This window comes from Ornithinicoccus halotolerans, from assembly GCF_009602535.1.
GTDB classification, from domain to species: Bacteria; Actinomycetota; Actinomycetes; order Actinomycetales; family Dermatophilaceae; genus Ornithinicoccus; species Ornithinicoccus halotolerans.
Genome location: NZ_WIQI01000038.1, coordinates 1 through 24,119 on the forward strand (window position 1 = coordinate 1; position 24,119 = coordinate 24,119).

Here is a 24,119-nt window from a genome sequence, read left to right on the forward strand (position 1 = left end):
CCACCCCCGGCAGCTGCGGGAGGGTGTAGCCCAGCAGGTCGGCGAAGCCGGCGCTGGTGAGCGTGACCGGCACCGCCAGCGCCAGCATCACCCAGAACAGCCGACGGAACACGGTCACGTGGTCCTCGTGGCCACCATGGCCGGCGTGCCCACCGTGGGCGGCGTGGCCCGCGTCGTGCTCGCCCGACTCGGGGTGCTCGGTGCGGTCGGTGTGCTGGACCTGGTCGGTGTGCTCGTGTGCCATGGTGTGCTCCTCCCAGCGACGGATACCCCGGAGGGGTATCGGTGCAACCCGGTGTCCCCGCGCCCTATTCCGGTAGTCTCCGGCAGCGTGGACGTACGCGACCGGTTGCTCGAGCTGATCAAGGACAGGGCCGTCGTGCACGGCCGGGTCACCCTCTCCAGCGGGCGGGTGGCCGACTACTACGTCGACCTGCGGCGCGTCACGCTGGACGGCGAGGCGGCACCGCTGGTGGGCCAGGTGATGACCGACCTGGTCGCCGACCTGGAGGTGGACGCGGTCGGGGGGCTCACCATGGGGGCCGACCCGGTGGCGGCCGCGATGCTGCACGCCGCGGCCGCCCGCGGGAGCCGGCTGGACGCGTTCGTGGTGCGCAAGTCCACCAAGTCCCACGGTCTGCAGCAGCGCATCGAGGGTCCACCGGTGCGGGGCCGTCGGGTGCTGGTCGTCGAGGACACCTCCACCACCGGAGGCTCGCCGATGACGGCCGTCGAGGCCTGCCGGGAGGCCGGTGCCGACGTGGTCGCGGTGGCCGTCATCGCCGACCGCGGCAGCGGCGCCGAGGAGCGGCTGCGCGAGGCGGGGCTGGAGTACCGGGCGGCCTACCGCGTCGACGAGCTGGACCTCCCCGCGACCGGCTGAGCCGCGCTCACAGCTGCGGCAGCACCTCCCCGGCGACCAGATCGACCTGGTCCAGGTCGGACAGGTCCAGCAGCTGCAGGTAGCAGCGCTCGACGCCGGCCTGCTCGCGCCACCGTCCGAGCCGGTCCACGACCTCGGCCGGCGTGCCGGCCAGGCCCTCCTCGCGCAGCCTGCTGGCGTCGCGCCCGATCGCCTCGGCGCGCCGGGCGACCTCGGCGTCGTCCTTGCCGACGCAGCCGGTCAGCGCGACCGACCAGGTCAGCTCGCCGGGGTCGCGGCCCTGCGCCCGGCAGGCGTCGCGCACCCGCTCGAACTGGGACGCGACCGCCGCGACCGGCTGGAAGGCGACGTTGAACTCGTCGGCGTACCGGGCGGCCAGCGCCGGCGTGCGCCTGGGCCCCATCCCGCCCACGATCACCGGCGGGTACGGCCGCTGGACCGGCTTGGGCAGGGCGGGCGAGTCGCGCACGGCGAGCCGGCGGCCCTCATAGCTGTAGCGCGTCCCCTCCGGGGTGACCCACATGCCGGTGGCGACGGCCAGGGTGTCCTCCAGCAGGTCCATCCGCTCCCGCGGCCCGGGGAAGGGCACGCCATGGGCGGTGTGCTCCTGCTCGAACCAGCCGGCGCCGACGCCGAACTCGACGCGGCCGCCGCTCATCTGGTCGACCTGGGCCACCTGCACCGCCAGCAGCCCCGGGGCACGGAAGGTCACCGAGGTGACCAGGGTGCCGAGCCGGATCCGAGAGGTGTCCCGCGCCAGCCCGGCCAGGGTCAGCCAGGCGTCGGTCGGGCCGGGCAGGCCCGCGCGGTCCCCCATCGCCAGGAAGTGGTCAGAGCGGAAGAACCCGCCGAAGCCGGCATCCTCGGCCGCCCGGGCCATCGCCAGCTGGTCGTCGTATGCGGCCCCCTGCTGAGGCTCGGTGAAGACGCGCAGCTCCATCCGTCAGGAACCGCGCTCAGCGGCGCTTGCGGTCCCAGTGGGCGAAGCCCGCGGCCCGGGCCGCCTCCTCGGACTCGAACCACACCTCGGCCAGGGTCCCCTCGTAGGAGGGCGAGTCGGGAGTGTGGAACAGCATCGAGCCGGTGTTGCCCTTGATCGCCCAGCCGGCGGGGCCGGTCCCGTCCGGCGCCGGTGCCGCCGACCCGGGCCCGTAGGGCTCTGGCGGCGGCACCGCCTCGGTCCGCGGCTCCTCCGGGTGGGCCGGCTCCGGCTGCTGCGGCTCGGTCGGCTGGACCGGCTCGACCGGCTCGCTGGGCCGGGCCGGTTCCACCGGCTGCTGCGGCTCCGCCGGGTGCGCGGGCTCGGTGGGCGTCTCGTGCGGGGCGTGGCCGGGCTGGTCGGGGGCGGGCGCCTCCTCGGTGACCGGTGCCTGGCTGTCCCGGCCCGGGTGGCCCTCCGGGGCGTCCGGCCCGGCGGGAGCGAGCGGCTCCTCGACGTAGCTGGCCTCACCGGGGTGCTGGCTGCTGGGGCCGGGGTGGCCGACGTCGGTGCCCTCGGCGGCGCCCGCGGAGGAGGTGGGCTCGGACAGGTGCGCCGTGTGCGGGTCCTGCTCCTCGGCCGAGACCTCGGTGCCCGAGGCAGTGTCGGTGTAGGTCGCCTCCTGGTGCCCGGGCGCCTCGCGGGCCTCCTGGTCGAACGGCGCCTCACCGCTGCCCTCCTGCGCGGTCGGGGTGGTGGGCGCGGCGCCGGCCGGTGGGGCCCCGGTCGCGGTGTCCGTCGCGCCCTCACCGGTCGCGGTGCGCGCCCGGTCCTCGTCCGCGCCGAGCCCGGAGGCCTCCTCCCGGCCGCCGTCGGTGCCAGAGCCGGGGCGGCGCAGCAGCATCCACGCGGCCGCGGCGATGACGAGCACGACCAGGATGATGATGAGCCAGGTCATGGTGTCCATGGGTCCGTCCTCCCGTCTCGGGCGTCACCGCCGGTCAGCGGTGCTCGCAGCCACCGTATCCAGGATCGGTGGCGCCGGCCACGGGGTGCGACGATGGCCCGGTGAGCGAGCAGCCGGGGGAGGAGGTGGGCGTCGGCGCGTGGCCGGGTCCGTGGCCGGTGGCGGAGGACGGCCGGCTCCCGAGCCATCTGGACCCGCAGCTGCTGCGCGAGGGCGACCGGCGCAACGTCGCCGACCGGTACCGCTACTGGCGCCACGAGGCGATCGTCGCCGACCTGGACACCCGTCGGCACGACTTCCACGTCGCGGTCGAGAACTGGGGCCACGACTTCAACATCGGCTCCGTCATCCGGACCGCCAACGCGTTCAACGCCGCGGCCTTCCACATCGTCGGTCGCCGCCGCTGGAACCGCCGCGGCGCGATGGTCACCGACCGCTACCAGCACGAGCACCACCACCCCGACGTCGCGGCCCTGGCCGCCTGGTGCCGCGACCGGGAGCTGGTGCTGGTCGGCCTGGACAACGTCCCCGGCGCCCGACCGCTGGAGGAGGTGGCGCTGCCGCGCCGGTGCGTGCTGCTCTTCGGGCAGGAGGGGCCGGGGCTGACAGCGGCGGCGCTGGCCGCCTGCCAGCAGGTGCTCGCCATCACCCAGTACGGCTCGACCCGCTCCCTCAACGCCGGCGCGGCGGCGGCCATCGCGATGCACAGCTGGGTGCACCAGCACGTCCACAGATGCGAATGATGTGCACTATTGTCGGAGCATGCACGTGCCCGACGGCTTCCTGGACCTGACCACCTCGGTCGCGACCGGCGTGGTGGCCGCTGGTGCCGTGGGCCTGGCGCTGCGCCGGGCGCGCACCGAGCTCGATGACCGCACCGCCCCGCTGGCCGGCCTCACCGCCGTGTTCGTCTTCGCCGGGCAGATGATCAACTTCCCCGTCGGCGCCGGCACCTCCGGGCACCTCATGGGCGGCGCGCTGGCGGCGCTGCTGGTGGGCCCCTGGACGGCGCTGCTCTGCCTGTCGGTGGTGCTGCTCGTGCAGGCCCTGCTGTTCGCCGACGGCGGCCTCACCGCCCTCGGCACCAACATCACCCTCATGGGTGTCGCCGCGGTCGCGGCCGCCTGGGGCGTCACCCGGCTGCTGCAGGTGCTGCTGCCCCGTCGCCGCAGCGTCCTGCCCGCGGTCGCGGCCGTCGCCGGCCTGGTCTCCGTGCCCGCGGCGGCGCTGGTCTTCGTCGGCCTGTTCGCGGTCGGCGGGCAGGCCCCCGTCGACCTGGGCACCCTGGTCACGGTCATGACCGGATGGCACCTGGTCATCGGCATCGGCGAGGGGGTCATCACGGCGCTGGTCGTCTCCAGCGTCCTCGCGGTGCGGCCCGACCTGGTGCACGCCGCCCGCCGCTACCGGCGCGCCGAGGACCAGCAGCTGCAGCTGCGCAGCGGCAGCAGCGCGGAGGTGGGCGCGTGAGAGGCCGGGTGGGGACCCGCACCTTGGTTGCGGTGGGCCTGCTGGTCAGCCTGCTGCTGGCGGCCGTCGTCTCGCTGTGGGCGGCCACCACCCCGGACGGGCTGGAGCACGTCGCCGGGCAGCTCGGCTTCGCCGACACCGAGGCCGAGCACGGGGCCGCCGGCTCGCCGTTTGCCGACTACGGCACCGCCGGACTGCCGGAGGGCTGGTCCGAAGCAGTCGCCGGCACGGTCGGGGTCGTGGTGACCGGGCTGCTGGCCTTCGGCCTGGCCTGGTTGCTGCGCCGCCGCGGCAGCGGCGTCGCGGCCCGGACCGAGGACTGACCCGTGGGGGCCCCGCACGGGCACCTGCTCCACTACCACGGGCACTCGGTCGTCCACCGGCTGCCGGCCCACCTGAAGGTGCTCGCGCTGCTGGCGTTCGTCATCGTGGTGGTCGCCACACCGGCCCGCGAGGTGGCGGCGTTCGGCGGCTACGCGCTGCTGCTGGCCGGCGCCGTCGTGGTCAGCCGGGTCCCGCCGGGCTACCTGCTGGTCCGGATGGTGGTCGAGGTCCCGTTCGTGGTGTTCGCCCTGCTGATGCCGGTCATCGCCACCGGGCCGCGAGTGCCGGTCGGGCCGTTCTCGCTGTCCGAGGCCGGGCTGTGGGGCGCCTGGACGCTGCTGGCCAAGGGAACCCTCGGCGTCGCCGCCTCGTTGCTGCTGGCCACCACCACCGAGCCGAGGGGCCTGGTCGCCGGCCTGCAGCGGCTCCGGCTGCCCCCGGCCCTGGTCCAGATCCTGGCGTTCATGCTGCGCTACCTGGAGGTGGTCGCTGCGGAGATGAGCCGGATGCGCACCGCCCGCGCCAGCCGCGGCTTCTCCGCGCGCGGCCCCGCCGCCTGGCGGGTGCTCGCCCGTAGCGCCGGTGCGCTGTTCATCCGGTCCTACGAGCGCGGTGAGCGGGTCCACCTGGCGATGCTGTCCCGCGGCTACCAGGGCAGCCTCCCGCAGCTGGGAGCCGCCGCGGTCACGGGCCGGGACCTGGCGGCCGCCGTCGCACTGCCCGCTGCGGCCGGCCTCGTCCTGGCCGCGGCGGTCCTGCCATGAGCGCTCCGGTGCTGGACGTGCGCGGGCTGGCCTACGCCTACCCGGACGGCCGGCAGGCGCTGTACGGCGTCGACCTGCGGGTGGAGCGCGGGGAGCGGGTAGCGCTGCTGGGGCCCAACGGCGCCGGCAAGACCACCCTGGTGCTGCACCTCAACGGCATCCACCTGCCCGGCCGCGGCAGCGTCACGGTCGCGGGGCTCCCGGTCGCCCCGGACACCGTCCCGGAGGTGCGCCGCCGGGTGGGCGTGGTGTTCCAGGACCCGGACGACCAGCTGTTCATGCCGACGGTGCGCGACGACGTCGCGTTCGGACCGGCCAACCTCGGCCTGCGCGGCCCCGAGCTGGACGCCCGCGTCGCCGAGGCGCTCGCCGCGGTCGGCATGACCGAGGTGGCCGACCGGCCGCCACATCACCTCAGCTACGGCCAGCGCCGCCGCGTCGCGGTCGCCACCGTGCTGGCGATGCGCCCCGACGTGCTGGTGCTCGACGAGCCCTCCTCCAACCTGGACCCGGCCTCCCGCCGGGAGCTGGCCGTGGTGCTGGGCTCGCTCGACATCACCGTGCTCATGGTCACCCACGACCTGCCCTACGCCGCCGAGCTGTGCGAGCGGGCCGTCATCCTCTCCGGCGGCGTCGTCGTCGCCGACGGGCCGACCGCCGCGGTCCTCGGCGACAGCGACCTGCTCGCCGCTCACCGGCTGGAGCTGCCCGTGGGGTTCGACCTGGCCAGGATGTGGAAGCATCATGGTCCCTGACCGACGATCGAGGAGGTCCCATGCCCATCGCCACGCATGAGGTGTACGCCGACATGATCGACCGGGCCAAGGCGGAGTCGTTCGCCTACCCGGCCATCAACGTCACCTCCAGCCAGACCCTCAACGCGGCGCTGCGCGGCTTCGCCGACGCCGGCAGCGACGGCATCATCCAGGTCTCCACCGGCGGCGCGGAGTACCTCTCCGGCCCCAGCATCAAGAACATGGTCACCGGCGCGCTGGGGTTCGCCGCCTACGCCCACGAGGTGGCCAAGAAGTACGACGTCAACATCGCCCTGCACACCGACCACTGCCCGCAGGACAAGCTGGACGGCTTCGTGCGGCCGCTGCTGCAGGCGTCCCAGGAGCGGGTCCAGGCCGGGCAGGAACCGCTCTTCCAGTCCCACATGTGGGACGGCTCCGCCACCCCGCTGGAGGAGAACCTGCAGATCGCCGAGGAGCTGCTCGACCAGGCCGCGGCCGCCAAGATCATCCTCGAGGTCGAGATCGGCGTCGTGGGCGGGGAGGAGGACGGCGTCGCCAACGAGATCAACGAGAAGCTCTACACCACCGACGCCGACGCCCTCGCCACCGCCAAGGCGCTCGGGCTGGGCGAGCGCGGCCGCTACCTGACCGCGCTGACCTTCGGCAACGTGCACGGCGTCTACAAGCCGGGCAACGTCAAGCTGCGCCCCGAGATCCTGCTCAAGGCCCAGCAGGCGGTCGCGCAGGAGTACGGGCTGCAGGAGGGTGCTCGGCCCTTCGACCTGGTCTTCCACGGCGGCTCCGGCTCCACCGACCAGGAGATCTCCGACGCGGTCGACTACGGGGTCGTGAAGATGAACCTCGACACCGACACCCAGTACGCCTTCACCCGTTCGGTGGCCGGCTACATGATGCGCAACTACGACGGCGTGCTGAAGATCGACGGCGAGGTCGGCAACAAGAAGCAGTACGACCCCCGCGCCTGGGGCAAGGAGGCCGAGGCCGCCATGGCCGAGCGGGTCGTGACGGCTTGCCAGGCACTGCGCTCGGCGGGGAAGCACCGGTGACTGACAACCTGCTGGGACTGCCCGAGACCCGGCTGCCCGACGACCCGGCCGCCGCGGTGCTCGCCGAGGAGAGCGAGCAGACCTCCCGGGAGGCGGCCAGCCGCTACCCCGCCTCCAGCCTGGCCTGGGCGGTGCTGGCCGAGCAGGCGCTCGCCGACGGCCGCGACCTGGAGGGCTACGCCTTCGCCCGCACCGGCTACCACCGCGGGCTGGACGCGTTGCGGCGCTCCGGCTGGCGCGGCCAGGGCCCGGTGCCGTGGGAGCACGAGCCGAACCGGGGCTTCCTGCGGGCGCTGGCAGCCCTCAGCGCCGCGGCCGGCGCCATCGGCGAGGAGGAGGAGCAGCGGCGCTGCGCCGACTTCCTGCGCGGCTCCTCGCCGGAGGCCGCCCGTCAGCTGCTGGGCTGACCAGAGCGGAGCAACGGAGGCGGCCGGTGCCGGTATCCCGCGCCGCGGGATGCCGGCACCGGCCGCATCCCCCCTGCCTGTCGTCCTACCCGTGTCCCCTGACGGTTTGCTGGACGGCTGCACCCGATATCTTGCCGTATGCTCACGGCCAGGGCTGACACTGGTCTGCCACTGGCACTAACCTGTCATAGGTGAATGGTCAACCAGGGTTACGGCTTTCCGACGACGCGGAGACGCTCTACCGGCGGGTGCTGCGGACCGGGCCTGCCCCGCTGGATCGGCACGCCGCCGAGCTGGGCTGGGACGTGCAGCACGCGATGCTCGTGCTCGACGACCTGACCGTGCTCCGGCTGGTCCGGCGCTCCCCGGACGGGCTGCTCCGGGCCGACGACCCGCGCGCCGGCCTGGCCCGGTTGCTGGATCACGAGGACCGGTTGCTGGACGAGCGGCGCGCCGAGCTGCTCACCCTCCGTGAGGCGATCGGGAGCTTCGAGCTGGACTACCGGCGCGGCCTGCTGCTGGGAGGGGCCGAGGCGCCGCTGGTCGAGGAGGTGCCCCGGGCCGAGGTCGCCTCGACGGCCGAGTACCTGGCACGGTCCACCGAGGGGCCGGTGCGGCAGTGCCGGGAGACCGTGCCGGCTGGGCCGGTGGGGGAGCACGAGATGAGCGACCGCCGCGCCGGGCTGCTGGAGGGACGGGAGCAGCGCAGCCTCTTCCCGCTGTCGATCCTGTCCGAGCCATGGTGGCCGGCCCTGGCCGAGCAGCGCCGACGCACCGGCGAGCTGCAGCGCTTCGTGGAGTGGGTCCCCGGAGCGTTCCTAATCTTCGGAGACGGTGTCACCCTGGTCAAGGAGCGCGCCGGGGTCGAGGCCGACTTCCTGCTGGTCCGGCACCAGGGGCTGACCCACCTGTTCATCGCCCTCTTTGAGGCGCTGTGGAGCCGGGCCGTGCCTGCGCTGCCGCCCCGGGCGGGGCAGCTGGACCGGCAGCTGCTGGAGCTGCTGGCGATGGGTGTCAAGGACGAGGGGATCGCCCGGCGCACCTCCACCAGCCTGCGCACGGTGCGCCGCCGGATCGCGGCGATGATGGACCAGCACGGTGTCGACACCCGGTTCCAGCTCGGGCTGGCCGTGGCGCGGCAGGGGCTGCTGGACGAGGGCTGAGGCCCGCAGGGGGCTGTGGGTAGGCTTGCCCGGTCCGTCCCCTCTCACCCTGAGGACCAAGGTATGCCTGCAATCGTCCTGGTCGGCGCCCAGTGGGGCGACGAAGGCAAGGGCAAGGCCACCGACCTGCTGGGTAGCAGCGTCGACTACGTGGTGAAGTTCAACGGCGGGAACAACGCCGGCCACACCGTGGTGATCGGGGAGGAGAAGTACGCCCTGCACCTGCTGCCCAGCGGCATCCTCACGCCCGGCTGCACCCCCGTCATCGCCAACGGCGTGGTCGTCGACCTCGGTGTCCTGATCGAGGAGCTGGACGGACTGGAGGCCCGGGGGGTCGACACCTCCTCGCTGCTGGTGAGCGCGAACGCGCACGTCATCCCGCCCTACAACCGGGTGCTGGACAAGGTGACCGAGCGCTTCCTCGGCAAGCGCAGGCTCGGCACCACCGGCCGTGGCATCGGGCCGACCTACGCCGACAAGATGAGCCGCGTCGGCGTGCGGGTGCAGGACCTCTACGACGAGTCGATCCTGCGGCAGAAGGTCACCGCCGCGCTGGACTTCAAGAACCAGGTGCTGGCCAAGATCTACAACCGCCGCGCGGTCGAGGTGGAGGAGGTGATGGCTGAGCTGTTGCGGCACGCCGAGCGGGTCAGGCCGATGGTCACCGACACGGCGCTGGTCCTCAACCAGGCGCTGGACCGCGGTGAGACGGTGCTCTTCGAGGCCGGCCAGGCGACGTTGCTCGACGTCGACCACGGCACCTATCCGTTCGTCACCTCCTCCAACGCCACCTCCGGCGGTGCGTGCACCGGCTCCGGAGTCCCCCCGACCCGGGTGGACCGCGTCGTCGGCATCCTCAAGGCCTACTCGACGCGCGTCGGGGAGGGGCCGTTCCCCACCGAGCTGGACGACGAGCACGGCGAGTTCCTCCGCAACCAGGGCGCCGAGTTCGGCACCACCACCGGGCGCCCGCGCCGGTGCGGCTGGGTGGACGCGGTCGTGGGCCGCTACGCCCAGCGCGTCAACGGCATCACCGACTTCGTCATCACCAAGCTGGACGTGCTCACCGGCCTGGAGCGGGTGCCGGTCTGTGTCGGCTACGACGTGCAGGGCACCCGGCATGACGAGATGCCGGTCAACCAGTCCGACTTCCACCACGCCGTGCCGGTCTACGAGGAGCTGCCGGGATGGGCGGAGGACATCTCCGGCTGCCGCACCTTCGAGGAGCTCCCCGACAACGCCCAGCGCTACGTGCTCCGCCTGGAGGAGCTGATCGGCGCCCGGGTCTCGGCCATCGGAGTCGGTCCCGGCCGTGACGCCACCATCCAGCGCTACCCGCTGCTGGGCTGAGCCCCGCCCTCGCGCCGGACCGCGACCGCGTCGACGACCTCGCGCAGCATGCCGCGGGCCTCGGCCAGCGACAGCGTGCTCCCGGGCGCCAGCAGCCCCAGGCACAGCCCGTCGACGGTGCTGGTGAGCAGGGTGGTGAGGTGCTCACGGCCGGTGTCGGCCAGTGCCCCCTGCTCCTGCAGCAAGGCGAGCCAGGCGTCGACCCGGGAGCGGCCCTGGGCGATCAGCGTGGTCAGCAGCGAGCGCGCCGGCCCGCTCTGCTCGGGGCCGGCCGCAACCGCGTACATCGCCAGCCAGGCGGCCAGCTGCGGCCGCGCCTCCTCGTCCGGGGGCAGGAACTGCTGCAGGCACTCGGCGAGCCGCTCGCCGGCCGGCACGGTGGCGTCGGCGATGCGCAGGTCACTGACCTGGGCATGGAAGGCGTCGACCACCACTGCCTCGTAGAGGGCGCCCTGGCTCGGGAAGTAGTGGCGCAGCGTGCTGGCTCCGATGCCGGCCCGCGCCGCGACCTCGCGCACGCTCAGCCCAGTCCGTCCGTGCTCGCCCTTCTCGGCGAGCAGGGCGTGCGCGGCCTCGAGGATCTCCCGCCGCCGGTCCGGCACCTCACCACCTCCGCCCGCGTTGCTGCCTAGCACGATGTACTAGCACATCGTGCTAGGCTGGTGGCGTCCGGTCAACCGCAGGGGGTCGTCAGCGATGGAGTCGTTGCAGGAGTTCATCACCGGGTTGCCGCTGTGGCTGCAGTGGCTCGGTGTGATCGCGGTGTCCGCCCTCCCGTTCGTCGAGTCCTACTTCGGCTCGGTGCTCGGCGTGCTCGCGGGCATCACCCCGGTCGTGGCGATCGCGGCGGCCATCATCGGCAACGTCGTCTCGATGGTCGCGGTGGTCACCGGGGCGCACGCCGTCCGTCGGCGGCTCGTCGGTGAGCCCAGTGCGCCGCTCTCCCCGCGCCGGCAGCGGCTGCGCCGCATGTTCGACCGGTACGGCATCGCCGGTGTCAGCCTGCTGGGTCAGACCGTGCTGCCCAGCCAGATCACCGCGGGCATGATGGTCTCCTTCGGCGCGGCGAAGGAGAAGGTCATCGCCTGGCAGGTGGTGTCGATCATCGTGTGGGGAGTGCTGTTCGGCGTGCTGGCCGTGGCGGGCGTGGACCTGGTGGCGGCGGGCTGACCGCGGCCGGCCGCGGGGCCGGGATGAAGTCGTGACCCCCGGCTGTTGCCGCTGTCGATGAGTTCTGCGCGTCCCGTGGGTCCGATACGACAGACGACGCAGGACCAGAGCGAAGGGACGGCCGACATGCTGCAGGACTCGCAGCCAGCAGGGCGACGACCGGGTGGGGAAGGGCAGCTCGCGGTCGAGACCGTCGGGCTGGTGAAGACGTTCGGGGACAACCGCGCCGTCGACGGCATCGACCTCAGCATCGGGCAGGGCGGGGTGCACGCCGTCCTGGGGCCGAACGGGGCCGGCAAGACGACGGCCATCCGGGTGCTGGCCACGCTGATCAGGCCGGACGGCGGCACCGCACGGGTGCTCGGGCACGACGTGGTCGCCGAACCCGCGCGGGTGCGCTCGCTGGTGTCGATGACGGGGCAGTTCGCCTCTCTGGACGAGGACCTGACCGGTCAGGAGAACCTGGTGCTGCTGGGTCGGCTCTACGGGTTCAGCCGGCAGCGGGCGAAGGAGCGTGCCCACGAGCTGCTGGAGGCGTTCGACCTCTCCGAGGCCGCCGGCCGGCAGGTCAAGCGCTACTCCGGGGGCATGCGCCGGCGGATCGACATCGCCGGCAGCATCGTGGTGCGGCCGCAGCTGATGTTCCTCGACGAGCCCACCACCGGGCTGGACCCGCGCAGCCGCAACCAGGTCTGGGCCATCGTGCGGGCGCTCGTGGCCGCCGGCACCACTGTCGTGCTGACCACCCAGTACCTGGAGGAGGCCGACCAGCTGGCCGACCGGATCACGGTGATCGACCACGGCCGGATCATCGCCGAGGGCACCAGTGGCGAGCTCAAGGCCTCGGTCGGGTCCGGAGCGTTCCACCTGCGGGTGGCCGACGCCGGCCAGCGGACCACCGCCGCTGACCTGCTGGCGGCGCGGTTCGGCACCGAGGCCTCGCTGAGCTCGGACCCGTACGCGCTGTCGTTCCGGCTCGAGGACCCCTCGGACGTGCCGGCGGCGCTGCTCGACCTCACCGGGCGCGGGATCGGCGTGGCCGAGTACTCGATGGGCCAGCCCAACCTGGACGAGGTATTCCTGGCTCTCACGGGTCACTCCACGGAGGAGAGCGAGACACCCACCGCGTCGGAGGACGCCGGGGCCGATGAGCAGAAGGAGGTGCCGGTGCGATGAGCGTGACGACGTCGCCCCGTCCCAGCTATGACGAGAAGGTCGCGGCCGCCGTCGGCAGCGGGGACGCCCCGGCCGGTGCGGGCGGCGTGTCGACGTCGCTCACGTTCGGGTGGCGGGCGCTGCTGAAGATCAAGCACGTCCCGGAGCAGCTGCTGGACGTGACCATGTTCCCGCTGATGTTCATCCTGATGTTCACCTATGTCTTCGGCGGCGCGATCATGGGCTCCCCGGACGGCTACCTGCCGTACGTGGTGCCGGGCATCCTGGTGCAGACGGTGGTGATGATCACCATGTACACCGCGATGACGATCAACAACGACATCCAGAAGGGGGTCTTCGACCGGATCCGGGCACTGCCGGTCTGGCGGCCCTCGCTGCTGGTGGGGGCGTTGCTCGGCGACACGCTGCGCTACACGATGGCCTCAGTGGTGATCCTGGGCGTCTCGCTGCTGATGGGCTACCGGGCGCCGGGTGGGGTGACCGGGGTGGTGCTGGCGGTGCTGCTGCTGCTGGCGTTCTGCTTCAGCCTCAGCTGGCTGTGGACCCTGCTCGGGTTGCGGCTGCGGACGCCGGAGTCGGTGATGGGCGTCTCGATGACGGTGCTGTTCCCGCTGACCTTCATCTCCAACGTGTTCGTGCCGAAGGAGTCCATGCCCGGGTGGCTGCAGGGCGTGGTGACCGTCAACCCGGTGACTCACCTGGTCGACGCCACCCGCGGCTTCATGGACGGCAGCCCGGACATGGGCGCGGTCGCGACCGTGCTGGTGATGTCGGGGGCGCTGGTGGCGGTGTTCGGGCCGTTGACGATGTACGTCTACAACCGGAAGTCCTGACCGGGTAGCGTCGCGGAGGTGACCCCGAAGGCGAGCCGACCCAGAGCCGACCGTCCGAGGATGCCGGAGGGCTACGGCCTGCCGGAGACCGCCGACGACCTGCTCCCGTGGGAGGAGGTGGAGCGGCGGCTACGGGAGTCCCGCCACTACTGGCTCGGCAGCGTGCGCCCGGACGGTCGCCCGCACGCCGTGCCGCGCTGGGGCGTCTGGGTGGACGGCCGGTTCTACTACGACGGCGCGCCGACTACCCGGCACGCCCGCAACGCCGAGCAGAACCCGGCGGTGACGGTGACCCTGGAGAGCGGGGCGGAGGCGGTCATCGTTGAGGGCCAGTCACACGCGACGCGCGCCGACGCCGACGGTCTGGGCGCCCGGCTCGCGGAGGCCTTCACCAAGTACCACGACGCCGGCTACGCCCCCGGCCCGGACTCCTGGTCGGGTGAGCACGGCGGCGGCCTGCGCGTGGTCGTCCCGGCTCAGGTGCTGGCGTGGACCGAGTTCCCGCGCGACTGCACCCGGTTCACCTTCCCCGGGTAGCGGCTCAGGAGGCCAGCGCCGCCTCGATGACGCCGCTGTGGGCGGTGCGCAGCTCGGCCGCGGAAACCTGGAAGGCGCCCTCGACCACCAGCGACTCCGGGCCCTCACTCCCGGTGGTCCCGAGCGCGAGGACCTCCTGGCCCTCCGCGGCGCACAGCTCCTCGAACGCCTCCGCGTGCTCCGGCGGCACCGCGACCAGCACCCGGGCGGTGGACTCGCTGAACAGCGCGGCGAAGTCGTCGACGCCGTCCCGCTCCCGCAGCCCGGCCAATGACACGGTGGCCCCGATGTCGTGCCGCAGCACGCCCTCGGCCAGCGCGACGGCCAGGCCGCCGGCCGACAGGTCGTGGGCGCTGTGCACCAGCCCGGCGCGGCTGGCCGCCAGCAGGGTGCCGGCGAGCCGCTCCTCGGCGGCGAGGTCGACCCGCGGCGGGCGGCCGCCCAGGTGGGCGTGCACGACGTGGGCCCACGCGGAGCCGTCCAGCTCCTCGCGGGTGCGGCCGAGCAGGTAGAGCGACTGGCCGGGCAGCGACCAGCCGGAGCCGTTGGTGTCGGCGACGTCGTCGACGACACCCAGCACGGCCACGACCGGGGTGGGGTGGATCGCGGTGTCACCGGTCTGGTTGTAGAAGGAGACGTTGCCGCCGGTCACCGGCACGCCCAGCTGCTGGCACCCGTCGGCCAGGCCGGTCACCGCCTGGGCGAACTGCCACATCACGCCCGGGTCCTCGGGGGAGCCGAAGTTGAGGCAGTCGGAGACCGCCAGCGGTCGGGCGCCGGTGGTGGCGACGTTGCGGTAGGCCTCGGCCAGCGCCAGCTGCGCGCCGGCGTAGGGGTCGAGCTTGGCGAACCGTCCGTTGCAGTCGGTGGCCAGCGCCACCCCGCGGCCGGTCTCCTCGTCCACGCGCACGACGCCGGCGTCGTCCGGCATGGCACGGGCGGTGTTGCCGCGCACGTAGCGGTCGTACTGCTGGGTCACCCAGCTCAGGTCGCAGCCGTCCGGCGAGCCGAGCAGCGCGAGCAGGTCCTCCCGGAGCCCCGGCCCGCCCACCGGCCGCGGCAGCACACGCGTGTTGTGGGCCTGGAGCTCGTCCAGGTAGCCGGGGCGGGCCAGCGGCCGCTCGTAGACGGGGCCGTCGTGGGCCACCGACCGTGGCGGCACGTCCACGACCAGGTCGTCGTGCCAGTACACCTGCAGGTGGTCGCCGTCGGTCACCTCGCCCAGCACGGTGGCCTCGACCTCCCAGCGGTCGGTGATCGCCAGGAACCCCTCGAGGTGCTCCGGGCGCACGATCGCCATCATCCGCTCCTGGGACTCCGACATCAGGATCTCCTCCGGGGTGAGGGAGGAGTCCCGCAGCGGCACCCGGTCCAGCTGTACCCGCATGCCGCCGTCGCCGTTGGAGGCCAGCTCGCTGGTCGCGCAGCTCAGCCCCGCGCCGCCCAGGTCCTGGATACCGTCGACGACGCCGGCCGCGTACAGCTCCAGACTGCACTCGATGAGCACCTTCTCGGCGAACGGGTCGCCGACCTGCACCGAGGGCCGCTTGCTCGGGCCGGCGTCCTCGAACGTCTCCGAGGCCAGCACCGAGACCCCGCCGATGCCGTCACCCCCGGTGCGCGCGCCGAACAGCACCACCTTGTTGCCGGTGCCGGAGGCCTTGGCCAGGTGGATGTCCTCGGCGCGCAGCGCCCCCACGCACAGCGCGTTGACCAGGGGGTTGCCCTGGTAGCAGCTGTCGAAGACGACCTCCCCACCGATGTTGGGCAGTCCCAGGCAGTTCCCGTAGCCGCCGATGCCGGCGACCACGCCGGGCAGCACCCGGGCGGTGTCCGGGTGGTCCAGCGCGCCGAACCGCAGCGGGTCCATCACCGCCAGCGGCCTCGCGCCCATGCTCATGATGTCGCGGACGATGCCGCCGACGCCGGTGGCGGCGCCCTGGTAGGGCTCAACGTAGCTGGGGTGGTTGTGGCTCTCGATCTTGAAGGTGACCGCCCAGCCCTCGCCGATGTCGACGACGCCGGCGTTCTCGCCGATGCCGACGAGCAGCTGCTCGCGCATCTGGTCGGTGGTCTTCTCACCGAACTGGCGCAGGTGCACCTTGGAGGACTTGTACGAGCAGTGCTCGGACCACATGACCGAGTACATGGCCAGCTCGGAGCTGGTGGGCCGCCGGCCCAGGATCTCCCGGATCCGGGCGTACTCGTCGGCCCGGAGACCCAGCTCGGCCCACGGCTGCTCCCGGTCGGGGTCACCGCTCGCGGCGGCGACGGTGTCGACGTGGACGGCGGTCACGCCAGCACCGCCTGGCGCAGCACCGAGGTGAAGAACGGCAGCCCGTCCAGGGAGGGACCGAACCCGGCCTCGACGCAGTGCTCGGGGTGCGGCATCAGGCCGACGACGTTGCCGCGGGCGTTGCTCACCCCGGCGATGTCACGGCGGGACCCGTTCGGGTTGACCTCCAGGTAGCGCGCCACGACCCGGCCCTCGGCCTCCAGCTCATCCAGCGTGGCCTCGTCGGCGACGTAGCCGCCCTCGCCGTTCTTCAGCGCGATCAGCACCTCCTGCCCCGGCGTGAAGTCGCTGGTCCAGGCGGTGTCGGTGCGCTCGATCCGCAACAGCTGGTCGCGGCAGAGGAACTGCTGGTGGTCGTTGCGCACCAGCGCACCGGGCAGCAGGTGGGACTCGCACAGCACCTGGAAGCCGTTGCAGATGCCCAGCACGGGCAGCCCGGCCTGCGCGGCCGGGATGATCGCCCCCATCACCGGCGAGAACCGGGCGATCGCCCCGCACCGCAGGTAGTCCCCGTAGGAGAACCCGCCGGGGAGGATGACGCCGTCGAGCCCGTGCAGGAGGGTGTCACCGCTGTCGGCGTGCCAGAGCGGGACCGGCTCGCCACCGGCCAGCCGCACCGCGCGCTGGGCGTCCCCGTCGTCCAGCGAACCCGGGAAGGTGACGACGCCGATCCTCACGCGTCCGCCTCCGCTCGCACCGAGACGACGTCCTCGATCACGGGGTTGCTCAGTAGCCGCTCGGCCGCCTCCCGGGCCCGGGCCAGCGCCTCCTCGGTCACCTCCCCGTCGACCGAGAGGGCGAACCTCTTGCCCTGCCGGACCTCGGTGAACCCGTCGATCCCCAGCTTGCCCAGCGCGTGGCCAACGGCCTGCCCCTGCGGGTCGAGAATCTCGGGTTTCGGCATGACGTCGACGATCACGGTGCCCATGGCGGTGCGACTCCTGGTGGGGGGGCGGTACTACCCGATCCTACGTGGGTCGAACCGCTGCCCGGTCAGCGCCTCGTAGGCCTCGACGTAGCGCGCCCGCGTCAGTTCGACCACCTCGTCCGGCAACGGCGGCGGCGGCGCGTCACCCCGGCGGTCCCAGCCGCTCTCCGGCGAGGCCAGCCAGTCGCGCAGGACCTGCTTGTCGTAGGAAATCTGCGGGCGGCCCGGCTCCCACTCGGCGGCCCGCCAGAACCGGGAGGAGTCCGGTGTGAGCACCTCATCAGCGAGGACTACCGGCACCTGGTCGGGGTCCACGTCCCGCCAGTCGAGCTCGTCCTCGTAGCCGAGCCCGAGCGCCCCGGGGTCGATCCCGAACTCCACCTTGGTGTCGGCGATGAGGATCCCGCGCTCGGCGGCCACGTCATGGCCGCGCTGCAACAGGGCAACGGTGAGGTCGCCCACCCGCTCCGCCAGCCGCGGCCCCAGCAGCTCCACCGTCTCGGCGAACGTCATGGGCCGGTCGTGCTCGCCGGCTGGTGCCTTGGTCGTGGGGGTGAACACCGGCTCCGGCAGCCGGGAGCCGTCCTGCAGTCCCTCCGGCAGCCGCACCCCGCTCACCGTCCCGGCGCGGCGGTACTCCTCGAGGCCGCCGCCGGTCAGGTAACCGCGGGCGATGCACTCCACCGGCAGCATCCGCAGCCGCCGCACGTGGACGGCCCGGCCGGCCACCTCCTCGGGCACCTCGGTCGACAGCACGTGGTGGGGCACCAGGTCAGCCAGCCGCTCGAACCACCACAGCGACAGCTGTGTCAGCACCGCTCCCTTGTCGGGAACCGGCCGCTCCAGCACGTGGTCGTAGGCCGAGACCCGGTCGGTGGCCACCAACAGCAGCCGGGTCTCGTCGGGCAGGCCGGTGCCCGGGTCCAGTGGCGCGTACAGCTCGCGGACCTTGCCGGCGTGGACGAGCACGTGATCTCTCATGCCCTCATCCTGCCGCGCTGGCGATGTCGGAGCGGTAGTGGCCGCCCTCCAGCCGCAGCCGTCCCACCGCCTGGTAGGCCCGCTCCCGCGCCGCGGCCAGGTCCTCGCCCTCGGCGACCACCGACAGCACCCGGCCGCCGGCGGCCACCACCCGGCCGCTCTCCGCCCGGGTGCCCGCGTGCAGCACGTGCACGCCGGGGACGGCGGCCGCCTCCGCCAGGCCGGTGACCTCGCCGCCGGTCCGGGTCGAGGACGGGTACCCCGGGGCCGCGAGGACGACGGTCACCGCGGCGTGCGGCGACCACTGCAGCTCGACCTGCTCCAGCCGGTCCTCGGCCAGCGCCTGCAGCACCGTGCCGAGGGGGGTCCGCAGCCGGGCCAGCACCACCTGGGTCTCCGGGTCACCGAACCGGGCGTTGAACTCCACGACCCGTGGGCCCCGCGAGGTCAGCGCCAGCCCGACGTAGAGCACGCCGCTGAACGGGGCGCCGCGGCGGGCCATCTCGGCCACGGTCGGGCGGGCGATGCGCTGCAGCACCTCCTCGACCAGCTCGGCGGGCGCCCAGGGCAGCGGGCTGTAGGCGCCCATCCCGCCGGTGTTGGGGCCAGCGTCACCGTCGAGGGCGCGCTTGAAGTCCTGCGCCGGCGCCAGCGGCAGCACCGTCCGGCCGTCGGTGAGGCAAAACAGCGAGACCTCCGGCCCGTCGAGGTACTCCTCGACCACGACGCGCGACTGGTCGCCACCGCGGGACAGGCAGGCCAGCCCGTGCTCGAGCGCCTCCGGCAGCGACTCGGTCACCACGACCCCCTTGCCGGCGGCCAGGCCGTCGTCCTTGACCACGAACGGCGCGCCGATCGCGTCCAGGGCGTCGCGGAGCTGGGCCGCGTCGGTGCAGACCTGAGAGCGGGCGGTCGGCACCGCGGCGGCGGCCATCACCTCCTTGGCGAACGCCTTGCTGCCTTCCAGCCGGGCCGCCTCGGCCGAGGGTCCGACGCAGCCGATGCCCCGGTCCCGCACCGCGTCGGCCACGCCGGCCACCAGCGGCGCCTCGGGCCCGACCACGACCAGGTCAGCACCGAGGTCGGCCGCAAGGCCGGCCACCGCCGCGCCGTCGGTGAGCCGGTCGAGGGGTACGCAGCGGGCCCCGTCCTCGGCGGCCATGCCGGGGTTCCCCGGAGCCGCCAGGACCTCTGCCACCCCTGGGTCCCGGGAGAGGCAGCGGACCAGGGCGTGCTCGCGGGCACCGGAACCGATGACGAGGACTCTCACGGACCCTCACCCTACTCAGAACAAGGTCGTGGCCCTCCTGGGAGGCAGGGGGGTCGTTCTCCCAGGAGGGCCACGCTCACGGGGCAGGGCCGTCCAGCTAGGGGGGGTTCACTGGTGGCTCACACATTCCCCGCGGCCGGCCGAAGCCGGTGGATCTACTGTGACACGACCCGGCGACTCCTGTCACGTTGAGCGATGGCGGGTTACTGTCAGTGTCGGCGACCCGACACGAGGAGGCAGTCATGCCGCCGGTCCAGGAGCTGTACGGGATGGCCTACGAGGACTTTCTCTCCCGCCTCTACATGGCGATGATCCGGCTGGGCACCCCCACCACCGCCGCACTGGTGGAGGAGGGCTACGACGCCGAGGACGTCGAGCAGGCCGGCCAGGAGCTGGCGGCCCGCGGGCTGGTCGAGTCCTCCGCCCCGGGGCGGTGGTCGGTCCAGCCGCCGGAGATCGCGCTGGGCCGGCTGGCCGACGTGCTGGAGCACCGGGCGCACAGCTCGCGCAACTCGGCCGCCGAGCTGGGCGCGCTGTGGCGGCAGGCCCGGCGCGCGGGCCCGCAGGACACGCCCGCCGGCATGGAGATGATCTCCGGCCGGGCCGAGGTCGTGCACGGGCTGCGCTCGGTGGAGGGGCTGGCGCGGTCGGAGCTGCTGGTGATGCTGGACGGCTCGCCCGCCTCCCGGGAGTGGCTGGCGTCCGAGCGGCCGGACCGGCTGGACGGCTCGGGCCCCGCGCTGCGCTGCGTCCTGGAGGGGGCGCTCATGCGCGAGCCGGACGTCATCGCGCGGCTGCGGGCCTGCCCGTCGTCGGTGCAGCGGGTGCGCGTCACGACGGGACTGATGTGCTCGCTGCTCATCAGCGACGGGACCGTCTCGGTGCTGGACCTCACCCGGCACGACGAGGGCGGGCAGGGGTCGTTCGTGGCACGGCGGTCTGCGCCGGTCAGTGCCCTGACGGCGGCGTTCGAGTACGCCTACACGTTCGCCACCCCGGTCGTGCCCGGGACCGACGACGCCGAGGAGCTCGCCGGCCGGGACCGCCGGGTGCTGGAGCTGCTGGCGGCGGGCGCCTCTGACCAGGTCATCGCCCGGCACACCGCGATCTCGGTACGCACCGTGGAGCGGCGGGTGCGCACGCTGATGGACCGGCTGGGCGCCACGACCAGGTTCCAGGCCGGCGTGCAGGCCGCCCGGCGCGGCTGGCTGTGACCGCGGACCGGTAATGTGGTCCGACCCGCGCCCTGCCGTGAGGGGCGCGCGAGCCGGCCACAGAGGATGGTGTTGGTGAGCACAACCACGCAGGACCGTGCGGCCGCGGAGATCGCCCGCGAGCAGGCCCACGTCGACCGGGTCTACCAGGAGCTGACCAAGGCGGCCGCCCGGGCCGAGCTGGTCCATGCCGAGGGGATGGCCCGGGGGCGGACCGACCGCCCCGGCACCGGCGACCCCCGGGAGGAGGAGCTGTCCGGCCTCTTCGAGCGGGACGCGCTGGTGCACAGCGCCTCGCGGCGTCGCGCCTCGCTGCAGCACGAGCACGAAGGGCTGGTCTTCGGGCGCCTGGACCTGGACCACGGCGGCGACGGCTCGCCGGACCGGGAGGTCCGCTACGTCGGCCGGCTCGGGGTGCGCGACGACGACTACGAGCCGCTGGTGATCGACTGGCGCGCGCCCGCGGCCGCACCGTTCTACCAGGCCACTCCCGCCGAGCCGCGCGGCGTGCTGCGTCGCCGGGTGCTGCGCTGCCGCGGCGAGCAGGTCATCGGGGTGGAGGACGACCTGATGGTGCCCGAGGCGCCCGAGGACCTGGTGGTCGTCGGTGACGGCGCCCTGATGGCCGCGCTGACCCGCAGCCGCGGGCAGCAGATGCGCGACATCGTCGCCACCATCCAGCAGCACCAGGACCAGGCCATCCGCGCCCCCGCCCGCGGTGTCACCGAGATCACCGGTGGCCCGGGGACCGGGAAGACGGTGGTCGCGCTCCACCGCGCCGCCTACCTGCTCTACTCCGACCGGCGCCGCTACGAGGCCGGTGGCGTGCTCGTCGTCGGGCCCTCGGCCGCCTACACCTCCTACATCGAGCGGGTGCTGCCCTCGCTGGGGGAGGAGTCGGTCACGCTGCGCTCGCTCGGCGGGTTCGTCCCCGGGGTGAGCGGCAGCCGCTACGACGACCCGGCCGCCGCGGCCGTCAAGGGCTCGCTGCGGATGCGGCGGGTGCTGGACCGCGCGATGCGCCGGCCGGTGCCCGACGCCCCCGAGGAGCTGCGGGTCTTCGTGCAGGGCCACGCGATCCGGCTGGACGCGGCGGTGCTGGCGCGGGTGAGCGCCCGGGTGTGGCGCCACCACCAGCGCAACAGCGGCTACGACGCCGCCGTGCAGGCGCTCGCCGACGAGGCGTGGGCGCAGGTCGGCGCCGGTGCCCAGGAGGAGCGGGAGCAGTTCGTCGACGTCTTCGTGGACTCCCGCGACGTCGAGGCCTTCGCCCGCCGCTGGTGGCGCCCGCTGGACCCGCGCGAGGTGGTGTTGTGGCTGGCCGACGAGCAGGTGGCGGCCGAGGCCGCCCGCGGCGTGCTGACGGCCGAGGAGGTTCGCGTCCTCAGCGCCTCGCTGCAGCGGGCGCTGGAGTCGGGCACCTGGAGCGTCGCCGACGCCGCCCTGGTGGACGAGGTCGTCACGCGGACCGGGCCGGTGCAGGACCTGCCGCAGGAGGAACGCGGCTTCTACGAGGTCGAGGAGCTGGACGACGCCAGCCAGTACGGCGTGAGCGCGCTGCGGCTCGGTGGTGACCGCGGCGATCCCGACGGCGGCAGCGCCGTGGCGCAGCCGGTCGGCTCGCAGCGCCTCTCCCGCGACCCGCGGGAGCGGCTGCTGGCCGGCCGGGTCGGCGTGGCCCAGGAGTACGCCCACGTGCTGGTCGACGAGGCGCAGGACCTCTCGCCGATGCAGTGGCGGATGGTGGGCCGGCGTGGCCGGACCGCCTCCTGGACGGTCGTGGGCGACGCCGCGCAGAGCTCCTGGCCCGGCGCGGAGGAGGCGCACCGGGCGCGCGAGGAGGCGTTCGGCAGCGCGCCGCGGCGCACCTTCCACATGGACACGAACTACCGCAACGCCCGCGAGATCTTCGGCTACGCCGCCCGGCTCATCCGGGAGCACGTGCCGGACGCAGACATCCCCCGCGCGGTCCGCGAGACCGGCGTCGAGCCCGTCGAGCACACCGCCACCGACCTGTTGGCCACCACCCGGGAGGCGCTGGCGGCCGTGGCCGCCGAGGTCGAGGGTTCGCTGGCCGTCATCACCCCAGCCCGCCACCGCGCCACGCTGCAGGATCTGGCCGGGGCACACGAGGGGCGGGCGGTGCTGGTCGACCCGCTGTCCAGCAAGGGGCTGGAGTGGGACGCCACCGTCGTCGTGGACCCGGACGGGATCGTCGCCGAGTCCCCGGGCGGTCCCCGCGTGCTCTACGTGGCGTTGACCCGCGCGGCGCACCGGATGCACGTGCTCCGGGTGCCGTGAGGGGACGCGTGCCGGGCTGCGGACGACCCGCGTGGAGCGTCGGCGGGGACCATTAGGGTCGGGTGCGTGAGCACCGCGCTGTACCGCCGCTACCGGCCGGAGACGTTCGCCGACGTGATCGGCCAGGAGCACGTCACCGAGCCGCTGGTGCAGGCACTGCGCAGCGGCCGGGTGCACCACGCCTACCTGTTCAGTGGTCCCCGGGGCTGTGGCAAGACCACGAGTGCGCGCATCCTGGCCCGCTGCCTCAACTGCGAGCAGGGACCGACGCCCGAGCCGTGCGGGGTCTGTGAGTCGTGCGTGGCGCTGGCCCGCAGCGGGCCCGGCTCGGTCGACGTCATCGAGATCGACGCGGCCAGCCACGGCGGTGTCGACGACGCGCGCGACCTGCGTGAGCGGGCCGCGTTCGGCCCAGCGGTCGCGCGGTTCAAGGTCTACATCATCGACGAGGCCCACATGGTGACCAACCAGGGCTTCAACGCGCTGCTCAAGGTGGTGGAGGAGCCGCCGGAGCACGTGAAGTTCATCTTCGCCACGACCGAGCCGGAGAAGGTGCTGCCCACCATCCGCTCGCGCACCCACCACTACCCGTTCCACCTGGTGCCGCCGCAGCGGCTCACCGCCTACCTGGAGCAGGTGTGCCAGGACGAGGGCGTCGCCCTGGAGCCGGGCGTGCTCTCGTTCGTCACCCGCGCCGGCGGCGGCTCGGTCCGGGACTCGATGTCGGTCCTCGACCAGCTGATCGCCGGGGCCGGCGAGGAGGGGCTGACCTACGAGCGCACCGCGGCGCTGCTGGGCTTCACCGACCTCGAGCTGCTGGATGCCGTGGTGACCGCGGTCGCCGCCGGGGACGGGGCCAGCGTCTTCACCCAGGTCAACAAGGTGGTCGAGTCCGGCCATGACCCGCGCCGGTTCGTCGAGGACCTGCTCGAGCGCTACCGCGACCTCATCGTCGTCACCGCGGTCGGAGAGCGCACCGGTGGGCTGCTGCGGGGACTGCCCGACGACCAGGTGACCCGGCTGCGGCAACAGGCCGCCGGCTACACCCCTGCCGACCTCACCCGCTGCGCCGACGTGGTCAGCCGCGGCCTGGCCGAGATGACCGGTGTGGTCTCGGCCCGCACCCACCTGGAGCTGATCGGCGCCCGGCTGCTGCTGCCCGGTGCCGCGGGGGAGCAGGGCTACGCCACCCGGTTGGAGCGGCTCGAGCGACGGCTCGCCAGCGGCGCCCCGTCACCGCCGCAGCCGCAGCCGCAGCAGTCGCCGGAGCCGCGGTCGCCGGAGCCGCGGTCGCCGTCGTGCTCACCCTCGGCCTGCTGCTGCTCTACGTGCCGGGCATGCCCTCGGGGCTGCCGGTGCAGC

At 73.6% G+C, this 24,119-nt stretch carries 25 protein-coding genes and 1 pseudogene; 17 read left to right on the forward strand and 9 right to left on the reverse strand.

The genetic code is table 11. The annotated features are described in order from the left end of the window. Nucleotides 1-244, reverse strand: a pseudogene (locus GFJ45_RS08535) (heavy metal translocating P-type ATPase); the annotation flags it as partial. An 87-nt stretch (nt 245-331) separates the two neighbouring features. Between GFJ45_RS08535 and pyrE the strand changes: the two are divergent. Next, nucleotides 332-883 carry an orotate phosphoribosyltransferase gene (gene pyrE / locus GFJ45_RS08540; RefSeq protein WP_153396169.1) on the forward strand — a complete coding sequence of 184 codons (552 nt, stop codon included), beginning with the start codon at nt 332-334 and terminating at the stop codon, nt 881-883. Nucleotides 884-890: 7 nt separating this feature from the next. Here pyrE and GFJ45_RS08545 read toward each other — a convergent pair whose 3' ends face one another. Together GFJ45_RS08545 and arfC are read right to left on the reverse strand one after the other, a co-directional pair. Beyond that, entirely contained in the window at nt 891-1,823 is a 933-nt protein-coding gene (locus GFJ45_RS08545; protein ID WP_153396171.1) for an LLM class F420-dependent oxidoreductase, read from the reverse strand. Nucleotides 1,824-1,839: 16 nt separating this feature from the next. After that, a complete protein-coding gene (arfC, locus tag GFJ45_RS08550) occupies nt 1,840-2,769 on the reverse strand; it encodes a channel accessory protein ArfC, sunset domain variant (protein WP_153396174.1) in 930 nt (309 codons plus the stop codon). A gap of 101 nt (nt 2,770-2,870) precedes the next feature. On the opposite strand from arfC, the gene GFJ45_RS08555 reads away from it, so the two are divergent. The 9 genes from GFJ45_RS08555 (at nt 2,871) to GFJ45_RS08590 (ending at nt 10,051) form a co-directional block, all read left to right on the forward strand. Further along, nucleotides 2,871-3,512: a TrmH family RNA methyltransferase gene (locus tag GFJ45_RS08555; protein WP_228386728.1), complete on the forward strand. Its 642-nt coding sequence runs from the start codon at nt 2,871-2,873 to the stop codon at nt 3,510-3,512. Between the two features lie 19 nt (nt 3,513-3,531). After that, entirely contained in the window at nt 3,532-4,239 is a 708-nt protein-coding gene (locus GFJ45_RS08560) for an energy-coupling factor ABC transporter permease (protein WP_228386729.1), read from the forward strand. Beyond that, nucleotides 4,236-4,562 (forward strand): PDGLE domain-containing protein, encoded by a 327-nt coding sequence (locus GFJ45_RS16770; protein ID WP_228386731.1) that lies wholly within the window; start codon nt 4,236-4,238, stop codon nt 4,560-4,562. Before GFJ45_RS08560 ends, GFJ45_RS16770 begins: the two co-directional genes overlap by 4 nt. 3 nt (nt 4,563-4,565) lie before the next feature. Continuing rightward, nucleotides 4,566-5,327: a cobalt ECF transporter T component CbiQ gene (cbiQ, locus tag GFJ45_RS08565; RefSeq protein ID WP_153396178.1), complete on the forward strand. Its 762-nt coding sequence runs from the start codon at nt 4,566-4,568 to the stop codon at nt 5,325-5,327. Then, nucleotides 5,324-6,082 carry an energy-coupling factor ABC transporter ATP-binding protein gene (locus tag GFJ45_RS08570; protein WP_153396180.1) on the forward strand — a complete coding sequence of 253 codons (759 nt, stop codon included), beginning with the start codon at nt 5,324-5,326 and terminating at the stop codon, nt 6,080-6,082. The genes cbiQ and GFJ45_RS08570 overlap by 4 nt, the downstream gene beginning before the upstream one ends. Before the next feature lie 20 nt (nt 6,083-6,102). Further along, nucleotides 6,103-7,131: a class II fructose-bisphosphate aldolase gene (fbaA, locus tag GFJ45_RS08575; protein ID WP_153396182.1), complete on the forward strand. Its 1,029-nt coding sequence runs from the start codon at nt 6,103-6,105 to the stop codon at nt 7,129-7,131. After that, nucleotides 7,128-7,538 (forward strand): DUF3151 domain-containing protein, encoded by a 411-nt coding sequence (locus GFJ45_RS08580; protein WP_153396184.1) that lies wholly within the window; start codon nt 7,128-7,130, stop codon nt 7,536-7,538. The genes fbaA and GFJ45_RS08580 overlap by 4 nt, the downstream gene beginning before the upstream one ends. Before the next feature lie 191 nt (nt 7,539-7,729). After that, on the forward strand, nt 7,730-8,701 hold the full coding sequence (locus tag GFJ45_RS08585; RefSeq protein WP_153396186.1) for a helix-turn-helix domain-containing protein: 972 nt from the start codon (nt 7,730-7,732) through the stop codon (nt 8,699-8,701). Between the two features lie 63 nt (nt 8,702-8,764). After that, nucleotides 8,765-10,051: an adenylosuccinate synthase gene (locus GFJ45_RS08590; protein WP_153396188.1), complete on the forward strand. Its 1,287-nt coding sequence runs from the start codon at nt 8,765-8,767 to the stop codon at nt 10,049-10,051. Here the strand turns inward: GFJ45_RS08590 and GFJ45_RS08595 are convergent. Beyond that, nucleotides 10,033-10,653, reverse strand: a complete 621-nt coding sequence (locus GFJ45_RS08595; RefSeq protein ID WP_194288589.1) for a TetR/AcrR family transcriptional regulator — start codon at nt 10,651-10,653, stop codon at nt 10,033-10,035. The genes GFJ45_RS08590 and GFJ45_RS08595 overlap by 19 nt on opposite strands. A 94-nt stretch (nt 10,654-10,747) precedes the next feature. Here GFJ45_RS08595 and GFJ45_RS08600 point away from each other — a divergent pair, with 94 nt between their 5' ends. From GFJ45_RS08600 to GFJ45_RS08615, 4 genes are all read left to right on the forward strand, one after another. After that, the gene (locus tag GFJ45_RS08600; RefSeq protein WP_153396192.1) at nt 10,748-11,221 is read left to right on the forward strand and encodes a hypothetical protein; all 474 of its coding nucleotides are present in this window, start codon (nt 10,748-10,750) and stop codon (nt 11,219-11,221) included. Nucleotides 11,222-11,347: 126 nt separating this feature from the next. Continuing rightward, nucleotides 11,348-12,397 (forward strand): ATP-binding cassette domain-containing protein, encoded by a 1,050-nt coding sequence (locus GFJ45_RS08605; protein WP_153396194.1) that lies wholly within the window; start codon nt 11,348-11,350, stop codon nt 12,395-12,397. Further along, nucleotides 12,394-13,230 (forward strand): ABC transporter permease, encoded by an 837-nt coding sequence (locus GFJ45_RS08610; RefSeq protein WP_153396196.1) that lies wholly within the window; start codon nt 12,394-12,396, stop codon nt 13,228-13,230. Before GFJ45_RS08605 ends, GFJ45_RS08610 begins: the two co-directional genes overlap by 4 nt. 60 nt (nt 13,231-13,290) lie before the next feature. Next, the gene (locus tag GFJ45_RS08615) at nt 13,291-13,767 is read left to right on the forward strand and encodes a pyridoxamine 5'-phosphate oxidase family protein (RefSeq protein ID WP_153396198.1); all 477 of its coding nucleotides are present in this window, start codon (nt 13,291-13,293) and stop codon (nt 13,765-13,767) included. Between the two features lie 4 nt (nt 13,768-13,771). On the opposite strand, the gene purL is transcribed toward GFJ45_RS08615, so the two are convergent. The 5 genes from purL to purD are packed head-to-tail and all read right to left on the reverse strand — an operon-like array spanning nt 13,772 to nt 19,242. Beyond that, nucleotides 13,772-16,063 (reverse strand): phosphoribosylformylglycinamidine synthase subunit PurL, encoded by a 2,292-nt coding sequence (gene purL, locus GFJ45_RS08620; protein ID WP_153396200.1) that lies wholly within the window; start codon nt 16,061-16,063, stop codon nt 13,772-13,774. Further along, complete coding sequence (purQ, locus tag GFJ45_RS08625; RefSeq protein ID WP_153396202.1) at nt 16,060-16,740, reverse strand: phosphoribosylformylglycinamidine synthase subunit PurQ; 681 nt, start codon at nt 16,738-16,740, stop codon at nt 16,060-16,062. Before purQ ends, purL begins: the two co-directional genes overlap by 4 nt. After that, nucleotides 16,737-16,991 (reverse strand): phosphoribosylformylglycinamidine synthase subunit PurS, encoded by a 255-nt coding sequence (purS, locus tag GFJ45_RS08630; protein ID WP_153396204.1) that lies wholly within the window; start codon nt 16,989-16,991, stop codon nt 16,737-16,739. The genes purQ and purS overlap by 4 nt, the downstream gene beginning before the upstream one ends. Before the next feature lie 30 nt (nt 16,992-17,021). After that, nucleotides 17,022-17,972, reverse strand: coding sequence for a phosphoribosylaminoimidazolesuccinocarboxamide synthase (locus GFJ45_RS08635; protein ID WP_153396206.1), 951 nt, complete (start codon nt 17,970-17,972; stop codon nt 17,022-17,024). Nucleotides 17,973-17,976: 4 nt separating this feature from the next. Beyond that, the gene (gene purD / locus GFJ45_RS08640) at nt 17,977-19,242 is read right to left on the reverse strand and encodes a phosphoribosylamine--glycine ligase (RefSeq protein WP_153396208.1); all 1,266 of its coding nucleotides are present in this window, start codon (nt 19,240-19,242) and stop codon (nt 17,977-17,979) included. Nucleotides 19,243-19,484: 242 nt separating this feature from the next. Between purD and GFJ45_RS08645 the strand changes: the two genes are divergently transcribed. The 3 genes from GFJ45_RS08645 to GFJ45_RS08655 form a co-directional block, all read left to right on the forward strand. Next, nucleotides 19,485-20,456, forward strand: coding sequence for a helix-turn-helix transcriptional regulator (locus tag GFJ45_RS08645; protein ID WP_153396210.1), 972 nt, complete (start codon nt 19,485-19,487; stop codon nt 20,454-20,456). A gap of 66 nt (nt 20,457-20,522) precedes the next feature. Beyond that, nucleotides 20,523-22,757 (forward strand): HelD family protein, encoded by a 2,235-nt coding sequence (locus GFJ45_RS08650; protein ID WP_153396212.1) that lies wholly within the window; start codon nt 20,523-20,525, stop codon nt 22,755-22,757. Nucleotides 22,758-22,823: 66 nt separating this feature from the next. Beyond that, on the forward strand, nt 22,824-24,119 hold a 1,296-nt coding region (locus tag GFJ45_RS08655), incomplete at its 3' end, for a DNA polymerase III subunit gamma and tau (RefSeq protein WP_153396215.1).